Here is a 26,130-nt window from a genome sequence, read left to right as displayed (position 1 = left end):
TTGATCCCGAATCGAGCGCCTTGGGGACGGTTCGCTCGAAAGCGTCATCGCTTCGAGCGAACCTCGAACACTCGCTGAAAGAAGCCGTTTACAACCTTCTCTCGTGGGTTCGAGACAACGATGATCGTAGCGTCGACGACCTGATGGAAGAGATTGATCACCTCTTCGTTCACTCAACAGCCGACGCTAACGTTCAAAGCTGAGTGAACACTGAACGAGTCATCAGACTGTGATCGCAAACCCGTCGCTCGGGGAGATTTTCTGAGCAGAGATTCTTCCCTCCGAGCATAAGTTTCCGATCCGAGGCCACCTCCGAATTCGGCTCCCGATTTGCGCTACAACTCCCGGTTGTAATCGTCGCGGTCGTGGCGGTAACCGGATTGTCACTGTACCTCTCTGTGACTATGGCCGCGGCTTCCGGCCTCCTCGTCGGAACCATCGTCGCCTTGCTCGTCGCTACTCTCGCAACGATACTCGATTAATTCCATCGGCTATCGGTGGACGACCCGGGACGGACGCTTGATCCGGCGGTACGTCGAGGGGTCCTGATCCGCCGCGAGCCGGGGGGCCTCACGGCGTCGGTCGGGGGTGGCTAATGAGAAGTTTCTTTTACCTCACCCCGGAGAATAGCGGTAGATGAGTGACCGAGGCGGTCGACCGTCGGACCGAACCGAATCCCCCGCTTCGAGCGGTGAAACGGCGGGTTCCTTCGATCCGGCGTCGCCGACCTCGTCCGCCCCGGTCGCCGACGACGGTGCGTCGACCGGGCGACTGGTCGTCGTCTGCGGGCTGCCCGGCGTCGGCAAGACGACCGTCGCCGAGCGGATCGCCGACCACGTCGACGGGCGGATCCGGCGGACCGACGTGATACGCAAGCAGCTGTTCGACGACCCGGAGTACACCGACGCGGAGACCGAGGCGGTCTACGCCGAACTGCTCGCGCGTGCTCGCGACGACGTCGACGACGGGGGCGCCGTCGTCCTCGACGCGACGTTCGCGGATGCCCGGTTCCGGGCGGACGCCCGGGAGATGGCCGCCGAGGCCGCGGCCGAGTTCGACCTCGTCGAGGTCGCCTGCGACGAGGCGGTCGTCGAGCGCCGGATCGAGCGCCGAGACGGGATCAGCGACGTCGACTTCGAGATCCACCTCCATTTCAAGGAGCTGTTCGACGAGGTGGCGTCGGAGCACGTCGTCGTCGACAACTCCGGGACCGAGGCTGAGACGTTCGCGCAGGTCGACGCGGCGTTCGGCGAGCGGGCGACCGACGGCGACGCGGCCGGGTACGACGCGACCGACGGCGACGCGACCGGCGAAGGTACGGCCGTCGAAGATTCGACCGTTGACGGAGACGATCGGTCGACCACGCTCACCGACGCGGAGTGAGTTCGGTCCGGCGCCCCGGGGCGCCGTCGTCGTGCGAACGGATCGCGTGACGGGCGCACACACGCGTCTCCAATCACTTATACGGGCGAGCGCACAACGGAAGGTATGAGCGAAGAATCCGGGCGGAAGAACCTCCGCATGCCCAACGACGACGAAGTGTTCGCCGTAGTGACAGAACACCTCGGCGGCAACCACGTCCAACTGCGCTGCGCCGACGGCGAGGAACGACTCGGCCGGATCCCCGGCCGCATGAAGTACCGCACGTGGATCAACGAGGGCGACGTGGTCCTCGCCGAGCCGTGGGACTGGCAGGACGAGAAGGCAAACGTCGAGTGGCGGTACGATGACGAGGACGCCGACCAGCTCCGCCGCGAAGGCCACATCCAGTAGCGACGCCCGACTCGTCGGGCGAGCGGACCGCCCCGGACGCGCAGTCGTGTTGTCACCGATCGATGCTCTCGCCGCTCTTCTCGATTACGCCGCGACCCGGCAGCGGGTCGTCTCGGTCCCCGAACCGGCCGACGGAAAGATACGGTCAGTACGGCGACAGCCACCGATTCCGCCGGAATTGGGACCGATCGAGAGCGGCCGGGGCGGCCGAGTCGCTCCGGCTCATCCTCCGTAGTGTGTAGTATTGTGGTCTATATCCAAAACCGTTATCAGTCCCGGGCGTGTACCAAGTGGTATGAGTTCGACAGAAGCCGCTCCCGCAGAACCGATCCAGCTGGACGACGCCGACGCGTTCGACGACCGAGTCGCCGAGAACGATGTCGTTCTCGTCGACTTCTACGCCGACTGGTGCGGTCCGTGCCGGATGATGGAGCCCGCCGTCGAGGCGGTCGCGAGCGACACCGACGCGGCGGTGCTGAAGGTCGACGTCGACGTCCACCAGGCCCTGGCCGGCGAGTACGGCGTCCAGGGGATCCCGACGCTGCTCGTGTTCGCCGACGGTGAGCCGGTTGAGCGTATGGTCGGCGCGCAGAGCGAGCAGGCGCTGACCGACGCGGTCGGCGAACACACCGCCTGAATCGGTCCGACAGGCGTCACACACTGAACACCCGAGACGCGGGACCGCGCCGGCCATCGCGGCCCGAGTCGCCGAAACCGACACCATGAGAACGATCCAACTCGACGACGACGGTATGACCCCGAGAGAGCTCCGCGCGGACGTCCCGGCCCTCGGCGACGCGGCGTACTTCAACTTCGGCGCGCACGGGCCGAGCCCGGAGTACGTCGTCGAGGCGGCCGGGTCCTTCATCGAGGAGCACGAGTACGGCTCCGCGACCACCGACCCGTACGGCCACGCGTTCGAGACGTACGACCGCGTTCGCGAGCGGATCGCGGCGTTCGTCGGCGCCGACCCCGAGGAGGTCGCGCTGACGGAGAGCACGACCGACGGGATCACCCGCGTCGCCGGCGCGATCGACTGGGAACCGGGCGACGTGGTCGTCCGGACCGATCTCGAACACCCGGCAGGCGTCCTCCCGTGGAAGCGCCTCGAACGCGAGGGCGTCGAAGTCCGCGTCCTCGAAACGGAGGCGGGCCGCGTCGACCGCGACGAGTACGCAGCGGCGGTCGCGGACGCCCGGCTCGTCTGTTTCAGCGCGATCACGTGGACCCACGGCACCCGCCTCCCCGTCGCCGACCTCGTTGAGGTCGCGAACGACGCGGGCGCGTTCACTCTCGTCGACGCGGTTCAGTCGCCCGGGCAGGGCGCGATGGACGTGAGCGAGTGGGGCGCCGACGCGGTCGCCGCGGCCGGCCACAAGTGGACGCTCGGCCCGTGGGGCGCCGGATTCCTCTACGTGGACCGCGACGCCGCGGCCGATCTCGCGCCCCACGCGGTCGGCTACCGCGGCGTCGAGGACCCGACCGGCGACGAGATCGAGTTCAAGCCGGCCGCAGGGCGCTTCGAGGTCGGGACGACGACGGCGGCGGCGCACGTCGGCCTCGTCGAGGCGCTCGACGCCATCGAGGCGGTCGGCCTCGACGCGATCGAGGCGCGGATCGAGGCGCTCACCGACCGGCTCAAGGACGGCGTCCCCGAGGATCGACTCCTCAGCCCGCGGGCGTTCGAGTCCGGGCTCGTGACGATCGACGTCGACGACCCGGAGGCGACCGTCGAGCGACTCGGCGAGCGGGACATCGTCGTCCGGTCGCTCCCGCACCCGGACGGGATCCGGGTGTCGGTCCACGCCGTCTCGACGGAGGCGGAGGTCGACCGGCTCCTCGACGCGCTGGAACCCGAGTGGTGACCGGCGGGACGGGTCGCCGTCCCGTTCCACGTCGCGGGGTCGCGTCGGCTCAGTCGCACGCGCCTCGACCGGACGCGTTTTAGTACTCGACGCGCAATACCGCCCATGGGATTCCACACGTTCGACGCCGAGCAGGCGTCGCAGCTCGAGCGCCCGAGCCGCTACCGATGGGTCTCCGCGGAGGAGCTTATCGGCCCGCTGGTCGAGGTCGGCGCCGCGGTCGTCGCCGACCTCGGCAGCGGTACCGGCTTCTACACCGATGCCGTCGCCGAACACGCCGAGACCGTCTACGGCGTCGACGTCCAGTCGGAGATGCACGAGTACTACCGCGACAAGGGGCTCCCGGAGAACGTCGACCTCGTCGCGAGCGACGTCTCGGACCTCCCCCTCGCCGACGGCGAACTCGACGGGGCGTGCTCGACGATGACGTACCACGAGTTCGCGAGTCCGGACGCGATCGGCGAGCTCGCCCGCGTCTTCCGCTCCGACGGGCGGCTCGTCGTGTTCGACTGGTCGGCCGACGGCGACGGCGACCACGGGCCGCCGGTCGACGAGCGCTTCGCTGCGCGCGACGCGCGCGAAACGCTCGTCGACGCCGGGTTCGAGATCGAGCGCGCCGAGACGCGGACCGAAACGTTCGGCGTCGTCGCGCGGGCACCCTAAACGACCGTCCCGTATCTGTCCGAAACCGCCGCCACACCGTCGCATTCGAACGTTCGTGAAGAAATACCGTTAGGTGTATCCAGCCCGTACGAGGGGTATGTCCGTCCGTCACCGATCGGTAGCCGTCGCCGCGCTCGCCATGTTCGCGACGCTCGCCGCGCAACCGGCCGCGGCCCACGTCGACTACGTCACCGAGGACTCCGGCGACCCACTCGACGCTGTGGCGTTCGTCATCGAGGTGCTCTCGGACCCGTTCAACGCGGCGCTGTTCGCGGGGTCCGGAGCGCTCGGGCTCGTCGGCATCGCGGCGTACCTCTGGGTGCGACCGACGATCGTCGACATCGTCGTCCTCCGCGAAAAGCTCGCCGGGTACGCTGACCTCGTCCCGTGGATGCTCCGCCTCGCCGTCGGGCTCCCGCTCGTCGGCGCCGGCTTCGAGGGGTATCTCTTCGCGCCGACGCTCGCGTTCGACACCGGGGCGAGCCCGCTCCTCCGGGTGCTGTTCATCGGGCTCGGGTTCTTCACCCTCTTCGGGCTGGCGACGCGGATCACCGCGACGGTCGGCCTGCTGACGTACGCGTGGGTGTTCCTCGCGGTCGACCCCCTCGTCTTCCTCGCCGTGGAGTACGTCCCGGTGTTCCTCGCGCTGCTGATCCTCGGCGGCGGCCGCCCGAGCGCCGACGACATGCTGCTGGCGGTCGCGAGCACGCCGGGCTCGTACTACGGCCGGGTCGACCCCGTCCAGTACCTCAAGTCGTTCCTCGACGAGTCGACGGCCCCGCTGCGGCGCTACGTCCCGACGGTGCTCCGGGTCGGGATGGGCGTCTCGTTCGTCTACCTCGGCCTCATTCAGAAGCTCGCCGACCCCGCGAGCGCGCTCCAGGTTGTCGAGAAGTACGACCTCACGGCGGTGGTCCCGGTCGACCCGGGGCTGTGGGTCGTCGGCGCGGGGGTGACCGAGGTCGCCGTGGGGCTCGCGCTGATCGCGGGTTTCTTCACCCGCGGCGCGGCCGCGCTCTCGTTCGTCCTGTTCACGACGACCCTGTTCGGGCTCCCGGACGACCCCGTCCTCGCGCACGTGGCGCTGTTCGGGATGGCGTCGGCGGTGTTCACGCTCGGCTCCGGCCCGCTCGCGTTCGACTACTGGTTCGGTCGGCCGGCGCTCGACGGCGACGACTCGGCGGTCGCGGCGGACTGACCGCGACGGGTGCTCGTCCGTGACGGGCCACGACCGCGGGCGGGCGCCGCGACCGCGACCCCCCGCCGGCGGTTTTTAAGTTACTCTCGCGCGGTGAGGGAGGTATGCGAGTGGACCTCGGCAACGCCCTGGCGACGACGCCCGGGCTCACGACGGCAACGCTGGACCGACTCGACGACCGCGTCGCGGCCGCGCACGAGCGGATCGCGGCCGGGATGGCCGACGACGAGTTCGGATACGCCGCCCTGACGCTCCCCGAGACCGCGGACCCGGACGCGATCTACGCCGCGGTCGAGGGGTTCGACCGCCCCGAGGCGGTGTTGACGGTCGGGATCGGTGGCAGCGCGCTCGGCGCGGCGACGCTGTCGAACGCCCTCGACAGCGACGTGGACGCGTACGTCCTCGACAACGTCGACCCCGACGAGACGCGGCGCCGCCTCGCCGACCTCCCGCTCGACGACACCGTCGTCAACGTGGTGTCGAAGTCGGGGACGACCGCGGAGACGCTCGCGAACTTTCTCGTCGTCCGCGAGGCGATGGCCGACGCGGGTGTCGACTGGACCGAGCGCACCCTCGTCACGACGGGCGAGTCGGGGAACCTCCGCCGGCTGGCCGACCGCCACGACCTTCCGTCGCTCCCGGTGCCCGACGGCGTCCCCGGGCGCTTCTCGGCGCTGTCGACGGTCGGGCTCGCCGTCGCCGCGCTCCAGGGCCACGACGTCGAGGCCGTCCTCGCGGGGGGCCGCGACGGGATGGACGCGCTCGCCGGGTCGCTGTACGACTCGCCCGCGTACGCCTACGGGGCGGCGACGTACGCGCTCGCGGAGCGGGGCGCGCTCACCAACGCCGTGATGCCGTACGCCGAGTCGCTGGAGACGTTCGCGGAGTGGTTCGCCCAACTGTGGGCCGAGAGCCTCGGGAAGGACGGGCTGGGGCAGACCCCGGCGCGCGCGCTCGGGGCGACCGATCAACACTCCCAGCTCCAGCTGTACCGCGCCGGGCCACCCGACAAGCTGGTGACGCTCGTCCGGCCGACAGAGCGCGCCGACGCGCCGATCCCCGAGACGGACCTCGACGGGCTCGCGTACCTCGGCGGCTCGTCGCTCGGCGGCCTGCTCGATGCCGAGTTCGAGGCGACTGAGGCGAGCCTCGCGGCCGCCGACGTCCCCAACGTGCGGGTCGAGATCGACCGCGTCGACGAACGCGCGCTCGGCGAACTCCTGTTCGGGATGGAGGCCGCTTGCGTGCTGTACGGCGAGCTCGCGAGCGTCTCGACGTTCACCCAGCCCGCCGTCGAATGGGGCAAGAAGGCGGCCCGCGGGCTGCTCGGCGGCGGCGACTTCGAGGAGGCCGAGGCGGTCGCGGAGAAGCGCGAACTGCGAATAGACTGATCCGCTCTGCGAGTGAGGACGTTGCCGGCGCCGATCCCCTTCCGGTGCGTCTAAAGCCCTTGCGAGTCGTGTTCACTGTAATGAGCGACGACCCCTCGGCCTCGGCTGTCGGCCAGCGCGTGTTCCGCGTCGCGAGCGCCCTGTTCGCGATCGTGTTCGCGCTCCTCGTCGCGAGCGCGATCACCGCGCCGGGCGCGGAGCTGGCCGCCTCCCTCGGGCTGGTGTCGGAGGGCACGACCGGCTACCAGCTCCTTCAGACGCTGCTCCAGTTCGTCGGGTTCGCGATCGCGGTCGCCGGCTACCTCGCGATCACCGACCAGTGGACGCTCGCCCGGATCTCCCGCCCCGACGCCCGCGAAGCGGCGATCATCGTCGGTGGGGGTATCGCCCTCTTCGCGTTCCAGTACGGCGCGCTGTTCGCGCTCGATCAGGTCGGCCTCTCGACCGGGCAGAATCAGGCGGTCGTCCCCGCCGGCGACCCCGTCCCGTACTACCTCGCGATGATCGCGGTGTCGCTCGCGGTGGTCGGCCCGGTCGAGGAGCTGCTGTTCCGCGGCGTCGTCCAAGGCACCGTCCGCCACGCGTTCGACGCGGTTCCCGCGGTGCTCATCGCGAGCCTCGCGTTCGGGCTGATCCACCTCCCCTCGGTCTCGGGGACGCCGGTCGAGCAGTGGGCGTACGTCGGTATCGTGGTCGTGTTGGGGTCCGTCCTCGGCGCGTTCTACGAGTGGACGGACAACGTGGTGGTGCCGGGGCTGGTCCACGGCATCTACAACGCGGTCACCTACGCGGTGCTGCTCGCGCAGGCCCTCTGAGGGGCACCGGTTCAGTACGTCTCTTTCCCCCACCGCAGGTCGTCGTAGGTCGCCTGCTGGTCGCTGCCGAGCCGCTCCTCGAACTTCCGGCGGAGCGCCGCCTTCTCGCTGGCTGAGATGCGCGCCAGCGCGTCCGCCTTCGCGACCGGCTCCGGCGGGCCGCGGGTCGCCGCCACCTCGGCGACCACCTGCCGGGTGAGCCGTTCGCGGGTCCCCGCGTCGCGGGTGAACGCGTACGGCGCCTCCAGCTTGTAGGTCACGTCGGTCCGCGGGTCGTAGACGACCATGAACGTGGGCTCGTACAGCTCGGGGTCGAGCTCGCGCTCGACGCCGAGCGCGTCGCCGTCGGCGGCCATCGGCGCGTCCGCGCCGCCGCGGCTGCGGAACCAGGTGGTGAACGTGAGGTCGTCGTCGAGCCGCGCGCCGCGCTCTGCGCCCCGGTCGTCGTCGGTGAACTCTCCGTCGCCGGCGGCCCCGTACGGCTCGCGGCGCTCCAACACCCGGGTGAACAGCGCGGTGTCGTCGGGCCACGGCGACTCGACGCCGGCGCGCGAGAGCGCGCGGACGGCGGTGCCGCTCGCGGGGTTCTTCACGAAGCCGGCCAGCGGCACGTCGCGCTCGACGAACCGCTCGACGAGGCGGACGTACTTCTCGATCACCGCGCGCGGCTTCGCCTCGCGGGCGAGCGCGCCGAGCTCCGGGTCGCGGTCGGCCCACGTGAACAGCTCCTTCGGGTAGATGGGACCGTCGAGGACGAGCAGGTCCTCCACCTGGTCGGCGTGGTCGAGCGCGTGGGTCCCCTCCGCGAGGTATAAGGCGAGCGCGTGGACGACCCGCTCCGCGTAGCGGTTCACCCGCGGGACGTGGAGGACGCGCTGCTTGGTGTGGCCCTCGTCGCGGCGCGTCCACTCGCTGTCGAAGCCGGCGGTCGAGTCGCCGGCGTGGACGGTGGCCACGATGGTGCGGTCGCGGTGGAGGTCGAGGTCGGTCGGCGAGCTCGCCATCGCCGCGTGGGCGACGTCGACGACGAGGCCGTTCTTGAACGTCGTCGGGTTGATCGTCCCCGAGTCGAGCCCGTGGACCGCCTCGAACGGGCGCTCGGCGAGCGCCACGTCGTTGATGGCGGCCCGATGGCGCTCGTGGTCGCCGAGCGCCGCGAGCACGACCCGGCCGTCGCGGCGTAGTTCGGGGAGCCACTCCCGCCAGACGCGCTCGGCGAGGTCGTCGTGGTCCGTCGCGTCCACGTCGCCGCCGATGCCGTACGCGAGCCGGGCGATGTTCTCGACGTGGATCGGATCGAGCGTCACGACCGTACGGCGGGCCGGACCAATATAAAAGGCGTCGGCCGCGCGGTCGACGACCTGGGCGCCCGGCGTGAGTTCGCTCAGCGGGGGTTCACTCGGCGGGAGTTCGCTCAGTGAAACAGGTTCCGTCCGGTGAAGTTCGTGTCACTCAATGAGGTCATTCCGCCCGCCGAGACGACCGTGTTCGATCATCGCCGAACAATCGGCAACGTCGTGGGGTAAATTGTGTCAGCGCGATATCACTCAGCGGCTTAATTACCAGCGTCTCAGGACCTGAGAGACGGTATCAGCGATAATATCTGGAGGCGACGTGTTTTTATATCGTGCGACAATCGTCGCCCATGGCAGAGACTGCGACCGGCGTGGACGCGGGGGGATCGGGCGGGCTGGCGGAGAGCGTGCGGGACGTGATCCGCTACATCCCGGACGGCACCTCGATGCCGGAGGAGATGTGGAGCCCGCGGCATCGGAACATCCTGATTTCGATCGCGGTCCAGGTGCCGCTGCTGATCGGGCTCGGCCTCTACAACGGGACGGAGTCGTTCACCGGCGCGCAGATTCCGGCGACGCCGCTGTGGATGCTCGGCGGGTTCGTCGCCGTCATCCTCGGCACCGGCGCGCTGGCAAGCTGGTCGCGGCTCGGCCGCCGCCAGCGGACGGTGCTCTCCGCGTTCAGCCTCATGACCGTCTCGATGGCGATGGTCAAGCTGTCGGGCGGCTACATCGAGGCGCACTTCAGCTTCTTCGTGTTTATCGGGGTGCTCGCGCTGTACGAGGACTGGCTCCCGTTCGCCGTCGGCGTCGTGTACGTGGCGGTCGGCCACGGCGCGTTCAGCCTCATCGATTCGAGTCTCGTCTACAACCACACCGCGGCGATACAGAACCCGATCGTCTGGGGCGGCATTCACGCGGTCTTCGTCCTCGCGCTGGCCAGCGCGCTGATGGTCAACTGGTACTCGATCGAGAAGTCGCGCGAGGCGGCGCGCGAGCAGCTGGAACTGGCGGAGCGGAAGCAGGCGGAGATCCAGGACGTCGAGGCGGCGAAGGCGGAGGTCGAGGAGCGCCGGGAGGAGGTCGAGCGGCTGAACAGCCACCTCGAGACGAAGGCGGACGACTACAGCGCCGCGATGGGCCGGGCGGCAGACGGCGACCTCACGGTCCGGCTCGACGCGGAGAGCGAGAGCGAAGCGATGGCGCAGATCGGCGCGGCGTTCAACGAGATGATGGAGGACATCGACGCGGCGATGGGCGAGGTGCGGTCGTTCGCGCAGGACGTGTCGACCGCGAGCGCGGACACGGTCGACGGCGTCGAGACCGCGTCCGACCGGAGCGAGGCCGTCAGCCGGTCGGTCACGGAGATCGCCGAGGGCGCCGACGAGCAGCGCGAGATGCTGCGGCAGGTGTCCGACGAGATGAACGACCTCTCGGCGACGATCGAGGAGGTCGCCTCCTCGACCGAGACGGTCGTCTCGGTCGCCGAGCAGACCGCCGACATCGCCGACGAGGGCGAGGAGACCGCCGAGGCGGCGATCGGCCGCGTCGAGGAGTCGCGCGAGGCGCTCGACTCGGCCGCGGGGACCGTCCAGCAGCTCGACGACCGGATGGAGGACATCGGCGAGATCGTCGACCTCATCGGCGACATCGCCGAGCAGACGAACCTGCTCGCCTTGAACGCGAACATCGAGGCCGCCCGCGCGGGTGGCAGCGGCGGCGGGAGCGACGGGTTCGCGGTCGTCGCCGACGAGGTGAAGCAACTCGCGGAGGAGACGCAGGACGCCGCCACCGAGATCGAGGAGCTCATCGGCGCCACGCAGTCGCAGACCGAGGGGACCGTCGAGGCGGTCCGGAGCGCCGAGGAGAACATCGCCGCCGGGGCCGACGCCGTCGAGGACGCCGCGGACGCGTTCGCGCGGGTGTCGGAGAACGCCGCGGAGACCGACGAGGGGATCCGCGAGATCAGCCGGGCCACCGACGATCAGGCGGCCAGCACTGAGGAGACCGTCTCGATGGCCGAGGAGGTCGCGGAGATCAGCGGGTCGACCGCCGACGAGGCCGACGCGGTCGCTGAGGCCGCTGACGAGCAGCTGACCGCGATGAGCGAGGCGACGACGGCGGCCGGGTCGCTCGCGGAGCAGGCGGAGCGGCTCGGCTCGCTCGTCCGGGACTTCAACGTCTCCGGCGGCGGGACCGGTCCCGCGTCGGGCCCCGGCCCGAGCGCGGCGGTCGGCGACGGCGGCCAGCGCGAGTAGACGCGCGGCGACGAGACGTTTTTCCGCGGTTCGGCGCTGCCCGGCTATCTATCGTCCGACTCGCTCCGAACAGCTTCGAGGACCGCCAGCGCGCGCTTCACTCCCGCGCCGTCCTCCACGAACACAAGCGTCCGGGGCGGGCGGACCGCCTTCGGCCGGACGCGGAGGTCGACCTCCCTCGCCGCGTCCGCGACCGCGTCCGGGGCCGCGACCGCTTCGATCCGCGCGCGGTCCGGCTGGACGTACACCTCGGCGACGGTCGGGTCGGGGTCGGTCTCCGCGGACGCGTCCCCGTCTGGCGAGCCGTCGCGCTCGCGGACGATCCGGTACGCCAGCGCGCCGTCGGCGGTCGGCTCGACGTCGGGGTCAGCGTCGGCGACGGTCAGCCCGCGGAGCCGGCTCTCGTTCCCCGTCACCTCGGAGGCGAGGAGCTGAGCGATCCGGACGCCGTCCGCGAGTCGGTCCGTCACCATCTCACGCCGCCCCCGAGTCGTCGGCGTCGGTCGGATCGCCTCCCGCGTCGCCCGCCTCGGCGGCGAGCTCCTCGCGCACGTCGACCGCGAGGCGGTCGACCGCGACGCCCTGCTCGCGGGCGTAGAGGACCGCGGCGGCCTCGATGGTGACCGCCAGCGCCCGCTGACGCTCGTTGATCGCGGCGACGGCGCGCTGCTTCTCGACGCCCGCGGCGACGACGGCGTCGAGCGCGCTCTCGAAGGTGGACTGCTCGCGGAGGACCGACTCGTCCGGGGTGAACCCCTCCGGGACGGTCACCTCGGCCGGGTCGAACTGCGGGACCAGATCGCCGTCTTCGGACGCCAGTAGGCCGCGGCCGAGCGCGACGTCGACGAGCCGCTTCGCCTGGTCGGGCGAGAACCACTCGCGCTCCAGCGACAGCGCGACGACGAACTCCCCCTGCCCGAGCCGGTCCTGTGCCCGAGCCTTGAACGGGGCGGCGACGGCGACCTCCAGACTCATGTGAGACGAACGGCCCGGCGGGCGCGTAAACGTGTCGAACCCGGGGGCGACCGGACGATCCCGGGACTCAGTCGTCGCCGGGGGCGGCGGTCTCCGCCGGGTCGGCGTCGGCCGAGGTCGGATCCGCGTCGATCGTGAGGCCGGTCCCGACCATAACGAACAGCACAAACGGCGAGAGGAACGCGAACAGGTAGTACGGCGCGTACTCGATGGTCGGGACGCCCGTGGCGCTCGCCATGAAGACGGCGCCCGCGTGCCACGGCATCAGGGCGCCGGTCGGCGTCCCGGCCGCTTCGACCGCGCGCGAGAGCTGGTCGGTGTCGAGGCCGAGTTCGTCGTAGGTGTTCCGGAGCGTGACGCCCGGCAGGACGATGCTCATGTACTGTTGGGCCGTGAGGGCGTTGATGAAGATCGCGGAGACACCAGTTCCGGCGACGAGCGCGCCCGGACTCCGCACGGACGAGGTGAACGCGTGGGCGATCACCGCGAGGACGCCGGTGCGCTCCAAGATGCCGCCGAGTGACAGCGCGGCGACGACGACCGTGATCGTCCACGCGGAGCCGGTGAGTCCCCCGGTCGCGAGGAGTTCGTTCACGGTCGTAGAGGCCGACTCCGGCGAGGTCCCGTACATGAATATCTCCCAGGCGGCGACGAATCCGGTCCCTTGGAGGAGGATCGTCGTGAGCGCGCCGGCGAACACGCCCGCGACGAGTGTCGGCAGCGCGGCGTACCCCCGCAGCGCCAGCCCGAAGGTGACGACGAGCGGGACGAAGGCGACGGCGGTGACCGCGTACGTCTCGGTGAGACCGCCCTGGATCGCCGCGATCTCGCCGGCGGGAATGTCGCCGCTCGTGCGGAGGCCGAGCGCGGCGAAGCCGAGGACCGCGAGACCGAAGGCGATCGCGGTGCCGGTCCGCATCCGTCGGATGTGCCCGTACAGGTCGGTGTTGGTGACGCCGGCGGCGAGGTTCGTGGTGTCGGAGAGCGGCGACTGCTTGTCGCCGGCGTACGCGCCCGAGAGGACCGCGCCGACCGTCATCGGTGCGGGGACGCCGAGCCCCGCGCCGATGCCCACGAAGGCGACGCCGAGCGTCCCGACGGTGGTCCACGAGGAACCGATGGCGAACGCGACGATCGCGGCGAGGACCGCTGCCGCGGGAAGGAACGTCGTCGGGGACAAGATCTCCAGGCCGTAGTACATCATGCTGGGGATCGTACCGGCGCTGACCCACGTCGCGATCAGCCCGTAGATGGTGAAGATGATGAGGAGCGCCTGGAGCCCCATGACGAGGCCGTTCGCGATCCCGTCGAACAGCGCGTCCCAGTCGTAGCCGAGCCACAGGCCGAACGCGCCGACGAAGGCAATGCTCCACAACAGCGGCGGGTGCGGGTCGAGGCCGAGGACGGCCGAGCCGATTCCGAGGAACGCCACGACGGCGAGGACCGGGACCAGCGCCGCCGCGAGACTCGGGCGGCGGTCTGGATCCAGGTCGTCGTACGCCGTCGGGGTGAACGAGCGTGCCATGTCCGATTGTATTCCTTTGAAGCATAAGTATGGCTCGAAATATGCGTATGATAGATAGCGATAGATCTTGCAGCTTACGGTGAGCGGCTTCGGCAGGCCCCGCGGCACCCGCCGCGTCCGCCCGTGTGCCGCCGTGTCGCGGCGGTCCGCGAACGGACGCTCTTATACGCGTCGGCGGCGAAGCCGGGGTAACATGATATTCGAGGGCCTCCCGACGACTCCGCGCTCCGAGGAGCTCGTCGACAAGGCGTTCTCGCGGGCGGCGCGAGCCGGGCGCGCGAAGCGCGGCCACGAGGCGCAGGAGTCGATGCTACGGACCGCCGGCAACGTGCTCTCGGACAACTTGGAGAACGTCGTCACCTCGTGGCCCGACTTCGGCTTCGACGTCGACCCGTTCTACTACGAGCTCGCGGACGCACTCGTCGACGTCGACCGCCTCCGCCAGGCGCTCTCGCAGGTGATGTGGGCGAGCCGCCAGGTCGAGGACCTCCGCGACGAGTACACGACGAAGGTCCGGAACTCCGACGTGGACACCGCGCGGAAACACCGGAAGCAGGCGTTCGCCCGCATGGCGGACATCATGGACCAGATCGAAGACGACCTGCGCTACATCGGCGACTCCCGGGACCAGCTGAAGGTCCTGCCGGACGTGGACCCGGACGAGCCGGCCGTCGTCGTCGCCGGCTACCCGAACGTCGGCAAGTCGTCGTTCGTCAACCGGGTCACCCGCGCGTCGAACCAGATCGCGGAGTACCCGTTCACCACGAAGGGTGTCCAGATCGGCCACTTCGAGCGCGACCACATCCGCTACCAGATCGTCGACACGCCCGGACTCTTAGACCGGCCGGCGGACGAGCGCAACGACATCGAGCGGCAGGCGGTGAGCGCCCTCGAACACCTCGCGGACGCCGTGATCTTCGTCATCGACCCCTCCGGCGACTGCGGCTACCCGCTCGAGGTCCAGCTCGAACTCCGCGAGGAGGCCCGCGAGCTGTTCGGCGCGGCCGTGCCGCTGCTCACGGTGGCGAACAAACACGACCGCTTCGAGGGCGTCAAGGCGGAATCGGTCGACGCGACGATGAGCGTCACGGAAGACGAGAACGTCGAGGAAGTCCTCGACATGGCCGTCGACGCGGTCGGCTACGAGCCCGACCTCCCCACCCGCGACGGGGAGTAGTCGGTCGACGCGCTCGACGGTCGCGAACCGCGAAAAAAGGCTCCTCGCGGCGCTACGCCGGCGCCGCCTCGTACACGACGTTCACCGAGACGCTCACGCTCACGTCGCCGCTCTCGACGGCGGTCGCGGCCCCGGCGTCGCCGCCCGCGGCCGACTCGTACGTCTGGGCGACGTACGGCCGCGACTGCGACCGCCCGGTCGACACCTCGTAGACCCCCGAGACCTCGAGCCCGCTCGCGTCGGCGAGCGCGGCGGCGTCGGCGTCGGCGTTCGACATTGCCTGTGCGATCGCCTCCTCGCGGACCTCCCGCTCGGTCTCCTCGCTCAGCCCGAACTCGATCCGCTGGACCTCGTCCGCGCCGGCGTCGATCGCGACGTCGATCACCTCGCCGACCGCGCCGACGTCGTCGAGTTCGATCGCATACTGGTGGACGCCCTGGTACCGCGTTCGGTTCGGGTCGTCGCGGGTCTCGTAGCTCTCCTGTACGTCGTACCGCTCCGTCCGGATCGCGTCGTCGCTGAGGCCCCACTCGGTCAGCGCCGCCCGGAGATCCTCCTCGCCCGCGGCCAGTTCGTCGCGCACGGCCGCGGCGTCCGACCCGGTCGCGGTGACCGCGACGCGGAGGGTGGCGCGGTCGGGCGCCGAGGTCGCCTCGCCCGTCGCCGTCACTTCGATGTTCCGTTCCAGTTGCGCCTCGTCGCCGTCCGTCGGGGTCGCGGTGCCCGCGAACCCCGCACAGCCGGCCAACGCGACGAGGGCCGCGATGCCAACGATCGCTGTCAGTCGCCTGTTCATACGCGCTTAGTCGGTCCGAAAGCAAGTATAAACCGCAGATAACGCAAAGAGTCGTTTTCGTTACCGCCCGTCGTCGCCGTCGCGCTCGCCGGCCGCGTCCTCGGTGATCTCCTCGTCCGCGTCGTCGTGGTCCGCGATGAACGCGTCGTCGCTCGCGCCTCCGGAGTCGCCCGCGTCCGCGTCGTCGGAGTCGCCGTCGCCCTGCGAGCTGGTACCCTCGATACCGCCGTCACCGCGGTCCGCGGCGGACTGCACGTCCGTCCCTTCGGAGCGGTTCGACTCGCGCTCGACGCCGCCGGTCACGGTTGCGGCGCGGCGGCCGGAGCCGAACAGCCGCTCGCGCAGCGACCGGCTGCTCGGCCGCTCTGTGAGGAGCACCGAGGCGTCGACCTCGTGGATGACGTCGAGGTGGAGCGAGTTGGAGACGAGCCGCGAGAGCAGCCCCTTCTCCGTGGCCCCGATGATGACCAGCGTCTTTCCGGCGGCCGCCCGACAGATGCCGTCCTCCACGTCGCCGCCGTCGTCGACGACGAGCTCCGCGTCGTCGAGGTCGTGTTCCGCCGCCCAGTTCGCGAGGAACGCCTCGCCCCGTCCCCTGTTTCCGGGCCCGTCCACCACGTGAAGCAGCGTCACCTCGGCCCCGGTGGCGTCGGCGAGCACCTTCGCCACCTCCGCGCTGAGGTCGGAGTCGGGGCCGCCGGAGGTGGGGATGAGGATCCGCGAGGTGTCGAGATCGCGCTCGTTGAGGATGAGGAAGTCGCAAGGAAGCTGGTTGGTGAGCTCGTCGATCGGCCGCTCGGCGCGGGCGGCGCTCCAGAGCTGGTCGTCGCCCCAGCCCATCAGCACCGCGTCCGGCCGGGTCCGCCGCGCCATGTTGAACACCTCCTCGAACGAGCGGTGCGAGACGACCGTGGAGGTCGACACCTCCACATCGTAGTCGGCCGCGGTCGACCGGAGGTTCGCCATCCCCTCGCCGGAGACGTCCGCGATGCGCCGCCCGGCGTCCCCGGTGGACAGCGACATGCGCTCGGGCGCCTGAACGACGTGGACGATGTGGACGACGCCGTCGTCGTGGTCGCTCGCGAGCCGCGCCGCCAGGTCGACGATCGGGCCGTCGGTCCGGGGGTTCGTGATCGGTACCATGACCCGGTACCCCTCGCCCGCGAACAGCGTCGCCTCGGTGGCGTCCAATATCGGGACGTACGAGGGCCCGGCCGCGCGGCCGAACACCCACTCGGGGACCGTGAGGCGGCGGCTCACGCCCTCGAAGCGCGCCTCTTCGAGGCGCTCCTCGCTGGTCTGGAAGTAGTTGACGAGCGTGACGAGGACGACCCCGCCGATGGTGTTCCCGAGCAGGACCGGGAGGACGAAGCCGACGAGCCCGGAGAAGAGGCTGATCTCCGCGCCGTACAGCGGGATGCCGTGCTGGAAGAACAGGTACAGCACCTCGGTGAAGGAGACGACCACGTGGAACAGGTCGCCGAGCGGGATCGCGAGGAACGCGAGGTAGACGACGAGCATCCGGCTGACGGAGTCGGTGGAGGCGAAGCCGACCCAGACGACGCCGGCGACGACGAGCCCCGCCATCGCGGCCTTGAAGAACAGCGGCACGAACGGGACGCCGAATCCCCCCTCGGAGATGTACCGCGCCGCGTCGACGGTGTCGCCCGTGAAGACGCCGCCGTACGAGAGGACGGCCGCGCCGATCCCGCCGCCGACGAAGTTGCCCGCGAGGACGATCGTCCAGTGCCGGAGGAGCGTGGGGAGGCTCGCGAGCCGCTCCAAGGTCAGGGCCACCGGCGGCAGGGTGTTCTCGGTGTACAGCTGGTACCCGCCGATGATGATGTAGATGAACCCGAGCGGGTAGAGGAGGACGCTCAGTATCGGGTGAGAGTCGGTCGCCGCGGTCAGCGACGCGTACAGCATGAACGTGATCGTGATAGCCAGCCCGGCGGCGAGCCCGCTGAAGAAGAGTTCGCGGCTCCCGGAGGTCACCTCCTCGTCCGCGGCCGCGATGATCCGCTGGAACACCTCGTCGGAGGAGAACCGGTCCCGGACGGCCTCGCCGACCGCGGGCGCGCCGCTCCGGGACCGCTCGACGACCTCTCGCATGGAATCGTCGTCGGATTGCGTGGGATCCGTCACTGGCCGAGCCCACGGAGGCCCGATAAAAAGCCCTTGCTCTTCCGATCACGCGGACGCGAACCGGCGGACCGCAGCGACGGGCGAAACGAGACGAGTTCAGGGGCGGTCGGGCGAAACGAGACGGACTTAGGGCGGTCGGGAGAACGAGACGGACTCAGGCGCGCTCGACGGTCACCGAGCGGACCTCGACCTCCACCTCGCCGCCGACGACCGACTCGATCCGGTCGTCGAGCGCGGGCGCGAGCCCCTCGACGGTGCCGCCTGGGGGCGTGCCGACCCGGATCACGACCCGGTCGGTCTCGAGCGGCGGGACGGTTCCCGTCCGCTCGACGGTCAGATCGAGGAGTTCGAACTCCGCGTCCAGCGCGGTCAACTCGTCGCTCGCGGCGGCGCGGATGTCGGCCTCGGTGGTCGAGGCGACGTACGACTCGTAGGTGACGCCGCCGAGGAACACCGACAGCAGCGCGATGGCGACCGCGAGGACGGCGGCGCGCTTGAGGAACGCGGCGCGTGCCTCGTCCTCCCGGAACCACCGCTGCGGGCGGTACCCCTCGTACCATAGCATCACGAGCGCCGAGAGGTTGATCGAGAGGACGTTCACCGCGACGATGACGCCCGCCCCGATCACGAGCCGCGGGATCCGAAAGGCGATTCCGATGCCGACCGCGGCCGCGGGCGGGATGAGCGCCACCGCGATCATCACGCCGACGAGCGTCGCGGAGACGCCGGTCATCAGCGAGACGATGCCCGCGATCCCGGCCCCGACCGCGACGACCAACACGAGGACGTTCGGCGCGAGTCGCTCCGACACCTCCGCGAGTTCGAGCGGGTCCAGCCCGGGCGGAACCAAGGCGAGCGAGCGCAGCGCGAACGCGAACGCCGTCGCCGCGATAACTGCGACCGCGACGCCGATCACCTGCATCCGCACTCCCCGCCGGAACAGCGCCTCGTCGTCGACGACGGTGCCGATCGCCGCCGACATCGCCGGCCCGATGAGCGGCGCGATCACCATCGAGCCGACCACGGTGGCGGGCGAGTCGAGCAGCAGCCCCGCCGTGGCGATCACCGACGAGATGACGGTCATCAGCACGTACGTGCCGAGCCCCGAGGCGAGGTCGTCCGCCTTCGCCTGGAGCTCCTCCCGCGAGATGCGGTCGCCGCTCCGCTCGGCGTCCGCCTCGTACTCTTCTTCGAGCGCCTCGAACCGGCGCGAGATGACCGTTTCGGCCGCGACGATCACGGTGTACGTGCTCTCGTCGATCCCCGCCTCCCGGAGTCGGTCGAGGACCGGCTCGACGGCGGCGGTCGGCAGCGGGAACGTCGCGACCGCGGTGTACTCCCGGCCGCTCGTCTCGTCGGTGACGACGTAGTCGACCCCCTCGTCGTCGAGCGCGCGGACGACAGCGGCCCGCTTGCCCGCCGGAATCATGACCTGAACGAGTCGCACGATCGGCGGTCGCGCCGATAGCCCTTATAAGATCGGCACGCAGCGGCCCGGCCGGGCCACGAGAAACGGAACTTTAATGCGCGAATCGCTCGCACCTCCGGACAAGAATGATCTCGCCGCTGGTCATCGACACGTTCCTGCTCGACTACCACCTCGGGCACGTCCTACTGTTCGGGCTCGTCGTCTCGCTTCTGGGTGTCGCGCCGCTGAAGTCCCAGAAGGCCCTCGCGTCGATCATGGCCGTGTTCGGAGTCATCTTCCTGATGGCCCCGTACACGACGATGCCGCCGACGTTCATCCTCCTCGGCATCCCGCTCGTCCTCGTCGGCACGCTGCTGTGGACGATGGCGCGCTGAGAACCGCGTCAACTGACCGTCGAGCGGCGCGCGCGGCCGAACTCTCTTCCTCTCAGCTCTCTCGACCCCCTAGACGGACTCGGTCGGCTCCCCCGCGGTTTCGACTTCTGTTCGATCCCGCTCCTTTTTGCCCCACCGGGGACACTCCCCGCCATGGTAACGGTACGGGCCCCCGCGACGAGCGCGAACTTGGGGAGCGGCTTCGACGTGTTCGGGGCGGCCCTCTCGCGGCCGGCCGACGTCGTCACCGTCGAGAAGGCGGCCGAGACGACGATCGAGGTCACCGGCGTCGGCGCGCAGTACATTCCGGAAGACCCCGACAAGAACACGGTCGGCGCCGTCGTCGAGGCCCTCGACGCCCCCGCGCGCATCCACATCGACAAGGGGGTGCGCCCGGCGTCGGGGCTCGGCTCCTCCGCCGCGAGCGCCGCGGGCGCGGCCGTGGCGCTCAACCGACTGTACGACAGGGGCCGCTCCCGGGAGGAGCTGGTCCCGATCGCCGCCGAGGGCGAGGCGGTGGTCTCCGGGGTCGCGCACGCGGACAACGTGGCGCCCTCGATCCTCGGCGGCTTCACCGTGACGACCGCCCAGGGCACGCACTCGGTCGACGCCGCGGTCCCCCTGGTCGTCTGTCTCCCCGACGTGGCGGTCTCGACCCGCGACGCGCGCCGGGTCGTCCCCGAGACCGCCTCGATGGAGGACCTCGTGGAGACGGTCGGCAACGCGGCGACGCTCGCGGTCGGGATGTGTCGCTCCGACCCGGCCCTCGTCGGCCTCGGCATGACCGATCCGGTGGTCACGCCCGAGCGCGCGCGCCTGATCACCGGCTACGACGACGTGCGCGAACGCGCCTTCGACGCCGGCGCGACGGGCGTCACCGTCAGCGGCGCCGGTCCGGCGGTGATCGCGGCCTGCCGCGAGCGCGACCGCCGGGCCGTCGCGGCCGAGATGCTCGACGCCTTCGCCGGCGCCGGGATCGAGGCGCGCGCCTACCAGACCCGCATCGGCCGCGGTACGACCGTGCTGGACGAGTGAGCCCGGGCGGCCGTCCCGCTCGCAGCGGATCACGCGGTCGGCGCGTGGTCCGGCCGATAAGTCGACGGTGACGAGCCGCCGTCGATCGCGCCCTCTCGTCCGGCCCATCCCTCCCAACGGACACGCCGGACTGCGCGGCTCCGCCGCGACCGGACAAGCGTAAAGAGCCGCCGGCGAGAACTGGTGGTATGAACGACACCGCAGGGCTCCGGCTCACGGTGCGTGCCGCCGAGAAGCGGGACGCGGGCCGGGGCATCGCCAGGCTCCCCGAGTCGGCCCGCAAGCGGCTCGCCCTCCTCAGCGGCGACACGGTCGAGGTGCGCGGCGAGCGCACCGCCGTCGCGAAGGTGTGGCCGGGCGGTCCCGACGCCGCCGAGGGCTCCGTCCTCATCGACGCCGACACCCGTGCGAACGCCGGCGTGAAGGTCGGCGATACTGTCACGATCGCGACCGTCGACGTCGCCGACGCCGACCGCGTGACGCTGGCCGCGCCCGGGCGGCTCGCCGAGGTGGACGTGAGCCGCGAGGTGGTCGAGCGGGCGCTCTCCCGCGAGCTCCGCGACCGCCCCGTCACCGAGGGCGAGGCCGTCCACGTCGAGCGACTGGGCGGGCTCCGGTTCGTGGTCGCTCGGACCGACCCGGCGGGCACCGTCCGCATCACGGCCTCGACGGACGTCTCCGTCGAGTACAAGGACGGCGCCGGGTCCGCCGGAGACCGCGCCGACGCGTCGGCCGCGCCGGGGAGCGACCGCGCCAGCGGGCCGGCGAACCCGGGGACTGAGACGCCCGGCGACGACGGCCGTCCGAAGGGCGGGCCGCCGCCCGAGGAACACACCGCAGGCGCGACCTACGAGGACATCGGCGGATTGGACGAGGAGCTGGAGCTGGTCCGGGAGACCATCGAGCTCCCGCTCTCCGAGCCGGAGGTGTTCACCCGGCTCGGCGTCGACCCGCCGAAGGGGGTCCTCCTCCACGGCCCGCCGGGGACGGGGAAGACGCTCATCGCCCGCGCCGTCGCCAACGAGGTCGACGCGACGTTCATCACCGTCGACGGCCCGGAGATCATGTCGAAGTACAAGGGCGAGTCGGAGGAGCGGCTCCGCGAGGTGTTCGAGCGCGCGAGCGACGACGCCCCCGCGATCGTTTTCTTCGACGAGATCGACTCGATCGCGGGCAAGCGCGACGACGGCGGCGACGTGGAGAACCGCGTCGTCGGCCAGCTGCTCTCGCTGATGGACGGGCTCGACGCCCGTGGCGACGTGATCGTCATCGGCGCGACGAACCGCGTCGACACCATCGACCCCGCCCTCCGGCGCGGCGGGCGGTTCGACCGCGAGATCGAGATCGGCGTGCCCGGCGAGTCGGGGCGGCGGCAGATCCTCGACGTCCACACGCGCCGGATGCCGCTCGCGGACGACGTGGACTTGGACCGGATCGCGGGCCGGACGCACGGGTTCGTCGGCGCCGACATCGAGGGGCTCGCGCAGGAGGCGGCGATGACCGCGCTCCGTCGCGCCCGGGAGTCGGACTCGCGGGCGCTGAACGACGTGACCGTCACGAAGGCGGACTTCGAGGCGGCGCACGCCAACGTCGAGCCGAGCGCGATGCGCGAGTACGTCGCCGAGCAGCCGACCACCGACTTCGCGGACGTCGGCGGCCTCGACGACGCCAAGGGGGAGCTCGAACGCGCCGTGACGTGGCCGCTGTCGTACGGGCCGCTGTTCGACGCCGCCGGCGCCGACCCCCCGACCGGCGTCCTGCTGTACGGCCCGCCGGGCACCGGGAAGACGCTGCTCGCGCGCGCCATCGCCGGCGAGAGCGGCGTCAACTTCATCCAGGTCGCCGGGCCGGAGCTGCTCGACCGGTACGTCGGGGAGTCGGAGAAGGCGGTCCGCGAGCTGTTCGACCGCGCGCGGCAGGCGGCGCCCGCGATCGTCTTCTTCGACGAGATCGACGCCGTCGCGACGGACCGCGACGCGGCCGGCGGCGACGGCTCGGGCGTGGGCGAGCGCGTCGTCTCCCAGCTCCTGACGGAGCTCGACCGGGCCAGCGACAACCCGAACCTCGTCGTCCTCGCGGCCACCAACCGGCGGGACGCGCTCGACCCCGCGCTGCTCCGCCCCGGCCGGCTCGAGACGCACGTCGAGGTGCCGGAGCCGGACCGCGAGGCGCGCCGCAAGATCCTGGAGGTCCACACCCGCGGGAAGCCTCTCACGGACGAGGTCGACTTAGAGCGCGTCGCCGACGAGACCGAGGGCTACTCCGGCGCGGAGATCGCCTCGCTCTCGCGGGCGGCGGCGATGCGCGCCATCGAGCGCGTCGCCGACGAGCACGGCGAGGCCGCCAACGACCACGCCGACGAGGTCGGGATCACCGGCGAGGACTTCGACGCGGCGCTCGAGTCCGTCCGGCCCGAGAGCGTCTGAGGGCGCCGAGGTCCCGCGGGCCGGTCCCGTCTCCGGTCAGTCGTCTCCGCTCGACTCGGCGGCCGCGCCGTCCTCCGTTCCCTTCTCTTCCACCTCTCTGCCCTCCGTTCCCCCGTCGTCGGACTCGCCGTGATCGTGTCCGCCGTGCGCGCCGGCGTCTCCGAGCGCGCCGGGACCGAACTCGTCGACCGGGGTGACGCTGTAATCGACCGTGAGCGTGTCTTTCGTCGCGCGGACCTTGCCCACGAACGTCGATATCTCCGCGAGCTCGCCCTCCAACACGAACAGCTCCATACAGTACTGCGAGCCCACGTGGCTGTGGAAGTTCGAGGCGACGATCCCCTCGTCCTCGTGGCGCAGGCGCATCATCCGCTCCTCGACGTTCGTCGTCTCGTAGTTGAAAAGCACCGTCACGACGGCCATGAGGTCGCGGTCCTCGAGCTTCGCGTCCTCGAACTCGCCGAGGAGGTTCCGGGAGGCCTCGCGGACGACCTCGCTGCGGCCGGTGTACCCGTGCTCGTCGGAGAAGTTGTCGATGCGCTCTAGCAGCTCCTCCGGCATGGACACGCTGACGACTGTCATATATTAAATCATACCGCGGAAGTTGTTAATCCTTGAGGTCCGGGCCGCCGCGTTCCGCTTCTCGCTCGGGCCGGTCGCCGCCTCCTCCGGTCCCCTCGCTGTCGCCGCCTGCGATCCGCTCGCCGAGCCACGCGTAGTGGTCGAGTAGGGCTGCCTCGCCCGCCTCGGTGAGCGCGTACACGTCCGCGATCCCCTCGGTGCGCCGGCGGAGGTGGCCGGCCTCGACGAGCGCCGAGAGCGTGCCGTAGAACGATCCCGGATCGATCCGCTCGTCGTAGTGCGATTCGAGCCGGCTCTTCAGCGACTGCGCGCGCAGCTCCCCGTGTTCGTACAGGAGCGCGCAGAGGTCGCGGCGGCGGCCGCTGTGGAACCACTTCGTCATGTGTCGCGAGTCGGCCCGCGGCGGCATAAATCGCTCACGACGCGTCGACAAGCTCGTCGAGCCGGCGCACGCGCCGGTCCCCGAGCACGCACCGCCCGCGCTCGTCGTGGCCGACGCGCTCGACGTGGACCGCGTCGAGGCCGGCGTTCCAGGCGGCCGCCACGTCGCTCTCGCCGTCGCCGACGTAGTAGCCGCGACCTCGGGTCGGATCGACGCCGAGGTCTCTCATCGCGGTCTCGATCGGGTCTGGGGACGGCTTCCACCCCGTCTCGTCGGTGCAGCAGACGACGGCGTCGAAGCGGTCGTCGAGGCCGACGCGGTCGAGGACGGGCTCGGCGAGGAACTCCTGACAGTGGGTGACGAGCCCCGTCGGCCCGCCGACCTCCTCGACGCGGTCGAGCAGCCGCGCGGCGTCGTCGTGGAGGTACGTCGCCTCCGCGCGGGCGACCGGGTCCTCGACGGAGTGAAACGCGGGCCAGAACGCCTCGGGGTCGACCCCCATCCCGCGGAGCGTCTCCGCGCGAGACCCGCCGAGACCGCTCCAGAGGACCCGCGCCTCCCGGTCCGAGAACTCGCGGCCCAGCCGGCCGCCGACGCGGTCGAACACCGCTCGGGTGTACTCCCACTCGGCGTCGACGAGGGTCCCGTCGAGGTCGAACAGGTGGAAGTCGTAATCGGTGACGGCCATACGGTCCACCCGTACGCCGGGGGCGGGCAAGTGCGTTGCGGGTGCGCGGGATCCCTGCTCACACCGACCGGAGCCGTCCGGGCGGCCGGCTTCCCCCCCCTCGCGTCACCCCCGGACGTGGACCGACGAGCCGAGGTACTTGCGGAGGACCTCGTCGACCGAGTCGGCGTTGAAGCGGCCGAGGTCCGCGGCGATCGCGTCCGTCAGCGCGTCGCGGTACGCCTCGTCGGTGCGGAGTTCGCGGAAGTCGGCGGCGGCGACCTCGAGGCTCGCGGCGTCCGCCAGTCCGAGGCGCTCCGCGGCCAGCCGCCGGAACGACGGCTCGTCGCCGACCTCGCCGCGCCACAGCCGGTCGCGGAAGAACAGCCACCCGTCGGCACCGGGGTCGCTCGCGGGGAGTTCCATCGTCGTCTCGAACCGGCCCGGGTCGACGGCGGCGTCCGCGGGATCGAGTCGGACGGCGACGCGGAAGACGTAGGCGGCCTCCATGCGTCGACCGTCGCCGGACCGATTCATAAAGCTACATACCGTTCGGCGTCGTGGACCCCGTCATGTGGCAGCGTCTCCGCGGCCTCGCCGGGCGCGCGTACCGGCGGCACCTCCGCCGCGAGATCGACGACGTCCCCGACCACGTCGCCGTCATCCAGGACGGGAACCGTCGGTACGCCCGCGAGCAGGGCGACGACGCTCCCGAGGGACACCGCGCCGGCGCGGACACCACCGAACAGGTCCTCGACTGGTGCGCCGACCTCGGCGTCTCGGAGCTCACCCTCTACGCCTTCTCCACCGAGAACTTCGAGCGCCCGGACGAGGAGCTGAAACCCCTCTTCGACCTGCTCGAACGCAAGCTGCGCGAGTTCGCCGACGCCGACCGCGTCCACGATGAGGGCGTCCGCGTCCGCGCCATCGGCGACGTGGCCCGGCTCCCGCCGCGCGTCCGCGACGCGGTCGAGTACGCGGAGCGGCGCACCGCCGGCAACGACCGGTTCACGCTCAACGTCGCGCTGGCGTACGGCGGCCGGACCGAACTGCTCGACGCCGCGCGCGCCATCGCCCGCGACGTGGACGCGGGCGAGATGGCTCCCGGGGACGTCGACGTCGAGACCGTCGAGTCGCGCCTGTACGACCGCCCGATCCGCGACGTTGACCTGATCGTCCGCACCGGCGGCGACGAGCGCACCTCGAACTTCCTCCCGTGGCACGCCAACGGCAACGAGGCCGCCGTCTACTTCTGTGCCCCCTACTGGCCTGAGTTCTCCGAGGTCGACTTCCTGCGCGCGATCCGCACCTACGAGTCGCGCGAGGAGTCGTGGCAGCGCGCACGGGCCGAGCGGGCCG

General features: G+C 70.9%; 25 protein-coding genes and 1 pseudogene. 15 read left to right on the top strand and 11 right to left on the bottom strand.

Annotated features, from left to right (window positions below; all coding sequences use genetic code 11):
- From B9G38_RS05000 to B9G38_RS04960, 9 genes and pseudogenes are all read left to right on the top strand, one after another.
- Positions 1–203: pseudogene (locus tag B9G38_RS05000) on the top strand (IS701 family transposase); the annotation flags it as partial.
- A gap of 433 nt (positions 204–636) precedes the next feature.
- Positions 637–1,383, top strand: coding sequence for an AAA family ATPase (locus B9G38_RS04995; RefSeq protein ID WP_086219687.1), 747 nt, complete (start codon positions 637–639; stop codon positions 1,381–1,383).
- A gap of 105 nt (positions 1,384–1,488) precedes the next feature.
- Positions 1,489–1,773 carry a translation initiation factor eIF-1A gene (locus tag B9G38_RS04990; protein ID WP_049930850.1) on the top strand — a complete coding sequence of 95 codons (285 nt, stop codon included), beginning with the start codon at positions 1,489–1,491 and terminating at the stop codon, positions 1,771–1,773.
- Between the two features lie 295 nt (positions 1,774–2,068).
- Entirely contained in the window at positions 2,069–2,410 is a 342-nt protein-coding gene (gene trxA, locus B9G38_RS04985) for a thioredoxin (protein ID WP_049930851.1), read from the top strand.
- Positions 2,411–2,495: 85 nt separating this feature from the next.
- Positions 2,496–3,638: an aminotransferase class V-fold PLP-dependent enzyme gene (locus B9G38_RS04980; RefSeq protein ID WP_086215378.1), complete on the top strand. Its 1,143-nt coding sequence runs from the start codon at positions 2,496–2,498 to the stop codon at positions 3,636–3,638.
- 105 nt (positions 3,639–3,743) lie between these two features.
- On the top strand, positions 3,744–4,301 hold the full coding sequence (locus B9G38_RS04975) for a class I SAM-dependent methyltransferase (RefSeq protein WP_086219686.1): 558 nt from the start codon (positions 3,744–3,746) through the stop codon (positions 4,299–4,301).
- Positions 4,302–4,398: 97 nt separating this feature from the next.
- A complete protein-coding gene (locus tag B9G38_RS04970; RefSeq protein ID WP_086219685.1) occupies positions 4,399–5,499 on the top strand; it encodes a DoxX family protein in 1,101 nt (366 codons plus the stop codon).
- 104 nt (positions 5,500–5,603) lie between these two features.
- Positions 5,604–6,890: a glucose-6-phosphate isomerase gene (locus tag B9G38_RS04965; RefSeq protein WP_086219684.1), complete on the top strand. Its 1,287-nt coding sequence runs from the start codon at positions 5,604–5,606 to the stop codon at positions 6,888–6,890.
- 80 nt (positions 6,891–6,970) lie between these two features.
- Complete coding sequence (locus B9G38_RS04960; RefSeq protein WP_086219683.1) at positions 6,971–7,705, top strand: CPBP family intramembrane glutamic endopeptidase; 735 nt, start codon at positions 6,971–6,973, stop codon at positions 7,703–7,705.
- Positions 7,706–7,716: 11 nt separating this feature from the next.
- On the opposite strand, the gene B9G38_RS04955 is transcribed toward B9G38_RS04960, so the two are convergent.
- Positions 7,717–9,012 carry a DNA double-strand break repair nuclease NurA gene (locus B9G38_RS04955; protein WP_086219682.1) on the bottom strand — a complete coding sequence of 432 codons (1,296 nt, stop codon included), beginning with the start codon at positions 9,010–9,012 and terminating at the stop codon, positions 7,717–7,719.
- 338 nt (positions 9,013–9,350) lie between these two features.
- On the opposite strand from B9G38_RS04955, the gene B9G38_RS04950 reads away from it, so the two are divergent.
- A complete protein-coding gene (locus B9G38_RS04950) occupies positions 9,351–11,258 on the top strand; it encodes a methyl-accepting chemotaxis protein (protein WP_086215373.1) in 1,908 nt (635 codons plus the stop codon).
- A 44-nt stretch (positions 11,259–11,302) separates the two neighbouring features.
- Here B9G38_RS04950 and B9G38_RS04945 read toward each other — a convergent pair whose 3' ends face one another.
- From B9G38_RS04945 to B9G38_RS04935, 3 genes are all read right to left on the bottom strand, one after another.
- Positions 11,303–11,731 (bottom strand): hypothetical protein, encoded by a 429-nt coding sequence (locus B9G38_RS04945; RefSeq protein WP_086219681.1) that lies wholly within the window; start codon positions 11,729–11,731, stop codon positions 11,303–11,305.
- Between the two features lies 1 nt (position 11,732).
- Positions 11,733–12,233 (bottom strand): DUF2240 family protein, encoded by a 501-nt coding sequence (locus B9G38_RS04940; protein ID WP_176450702.1) that lies wholly within the window; start codon positions 12,231–12,233, stop codon positions 11,733–11,735.
- 67 nt (positions 12,234–12,300) lie between these two features.
- Positions 12,301–13,758 carry a Na+/H+ antiporter NhaC family protein gene (locus B9G38_RS04935; RefSeq protein WP_086219680.1) on the bottom strand — a complete coding sequence of 486 codons (1,458 nt, stop codon included), beginning with the start codon at positions 13,756–13,758 and terminating at the stop codon, positions 12,301–12,303.
- Positions 13,759–13,951: 193 nt separating this feature from the next.
- Between B9G38_RS04935 and B9G38_RS04930 the strand changes: the two genes are divergently transcribed.
- Positions 13,952–14,935 carry a GTPase gene (locus B9G38_RS04930; RefSeq protein WP_086219679.1) on the top strand — a complete coding sequence of 328 codons (984 nt, stop codon included), beginning with the start codon at positions 13,952–13,954 and terminating at the stop codon, positions 14,933–14,935.
- 52 nt (positions 14,936–14,987) lie between these two features.
- Here the strand turns inward: B9G38_RS04930 and B9G38_RS04925 are convergent, their stop codons facing one another.
- From B9G38_RS04925 to B9G38_RS04915, 3 genes are all read right to left on the bottom strand, one after another.
- Positions 14,988–15,731: an SIMPL domain-containing protein gene (locus B9G38_RS04925; protein WP_086219678.1), complete on the bottom strand. Its 744-nt coding sequence runs from the start codon at positions 15,729–15,731 to the stop codon at positions 14,988–14,990.
- A 60-nt stretch (positions 15,732–15,791) separates the two neighbouring features.
- Positions 15,792–17,876 carry a formate/nitrite transporter family protein gene (locus B9G38_RS04920; RefSeq protein ID WP_086219677.1) on the bottom strand — a complete coding sequence of 695 codons (2,085 nt, stop codon included), beginning with the start codon at positions 17,874–17,876 and terminating at the stop codon, positions 15,792–15,794.
- 154 nt (positions 17,877–18,030) lie between these two features.
- Positions 18,031–19,305, bottom strand: coding sequence for a TIGR00341 family protein (locus tag B9G38_RS04915; protein ID WP_049931052.1), 1,275 nt, complete (start codon positions 19,303–19,305; stop codon positions 18,031–18,033).
- 125 nt (positions 19,306–19,430) lie between these two features.
- On the opposite strand from B9G38_RS04915, the gene B9G38_RS04910 reads away from it, so the two are divergent.
- The 3 genes from B9G38_RS04910 (at position 19,431) to B9G38_RS04900 (ending at position 23,140) form a co-directional block, all read left to right on the top strand.
- Positions 19,431–19,679: a hypothetical protein gene (locus tag B9G38_RS04910; protein ID WP_049930871.1), complete on the top strand. Its 249-nt coding sequence runs from the start codon at positions 19,431–19,433 to the stop codon at positions 19,677–19,679.
- 153 nt (positions 19,680–19,832) lie between these two features.
- A complete protein-coding gene (locus B9G38_RS04905) occupies positions 19,833–20,714 on the top strand; it encodes a homoserine kinase (protein WP_049930873.1) in 882 nt (293 codons plus the stop codon).
- 188 nt (positions 20,715–20,902) lie between these two features.
- Entirely contained in the window at positions 20,903–23,140 is a 2,238-nt protein-coding gene (locus B9G38_RS04900) for an AAA family ATPase (protein WP_086219676.1), read from the top strand.
- Positions 23,141–23,176: 36 nt separating this feature from the next.
- Here B9G38_RS04900 and B9G38_RS04895 read toward each other — a convergent pair whose 3' ends face one another.
- From B9G38_RS04895 to lwrS, 4 genes are all read right to left on the bottom strand, one after another.
- Entirely contained in the window at positions 23,177–23,722 is a 546-nt protein-coding gene (locus tag B9G38_RS04895; RefSeq protein WP_049930877.1) for a CopG family ribbon-helix-helix protein, read from the bottom strand.
- Positions 23,723–23,747: 25 nt separating this feature from the next.
- On the bottom strand, positions 23,748–24,104 hold the full coding sequence (locus B9G38_RS04890) for a helix-turn-helix transcriptional regulator (RefSeq protein ID WP_049930878.1): 357 nt from the start codon (positions 24,102–24,104) through the stop codon (positions 23,748–23,750).
- 34 nt (positions 24,105–24,138) lie between these two features.
- Positions 24,139–24,792, bottom strand: a complete 654-nt coding sequence (locus B9G38_RS04885; RefSeq protein ID WP_086215367.1) for an HAD family hydrolase — start codon at positions 24,790–24,792, stop codon at positions 24,139–24,141.
- Between the two features lie 105 nt (positions 24,793–24,897).
- On the bottom strand, positions 24,898–25,281 hold the full coding sequence (gene lwrS / locus B9G38_RS04880; protein WP_086215366.1) for an LWR-salt protein: 384 nt from the start codon (positions 25,279–25,281) through the stop codon (positions 24,898–24,900).
- Between the two features lie 62 nt (positions 25,282–25,343).
- Between lwrS and uppS the strand changes: the two genes are divergently transcribed.
- Positions 25,344–26,130, top strand: a 787-nt coding sequence (gene uppS, locus B9G38_RS04875; protein WP_086219688.1) for a polyprenyl diphosphate synthase, incomplete at its 3' end; no start/stop codon positions are given.

The organism is Halorubrum sp. SD612 (genome assembly GCF_002135005.1).
The sequence above is the reverse complement of the archived record's forward strand: the minus strand, read 5'-3'. Positions and strand labels throughout refer to the sequence as shown.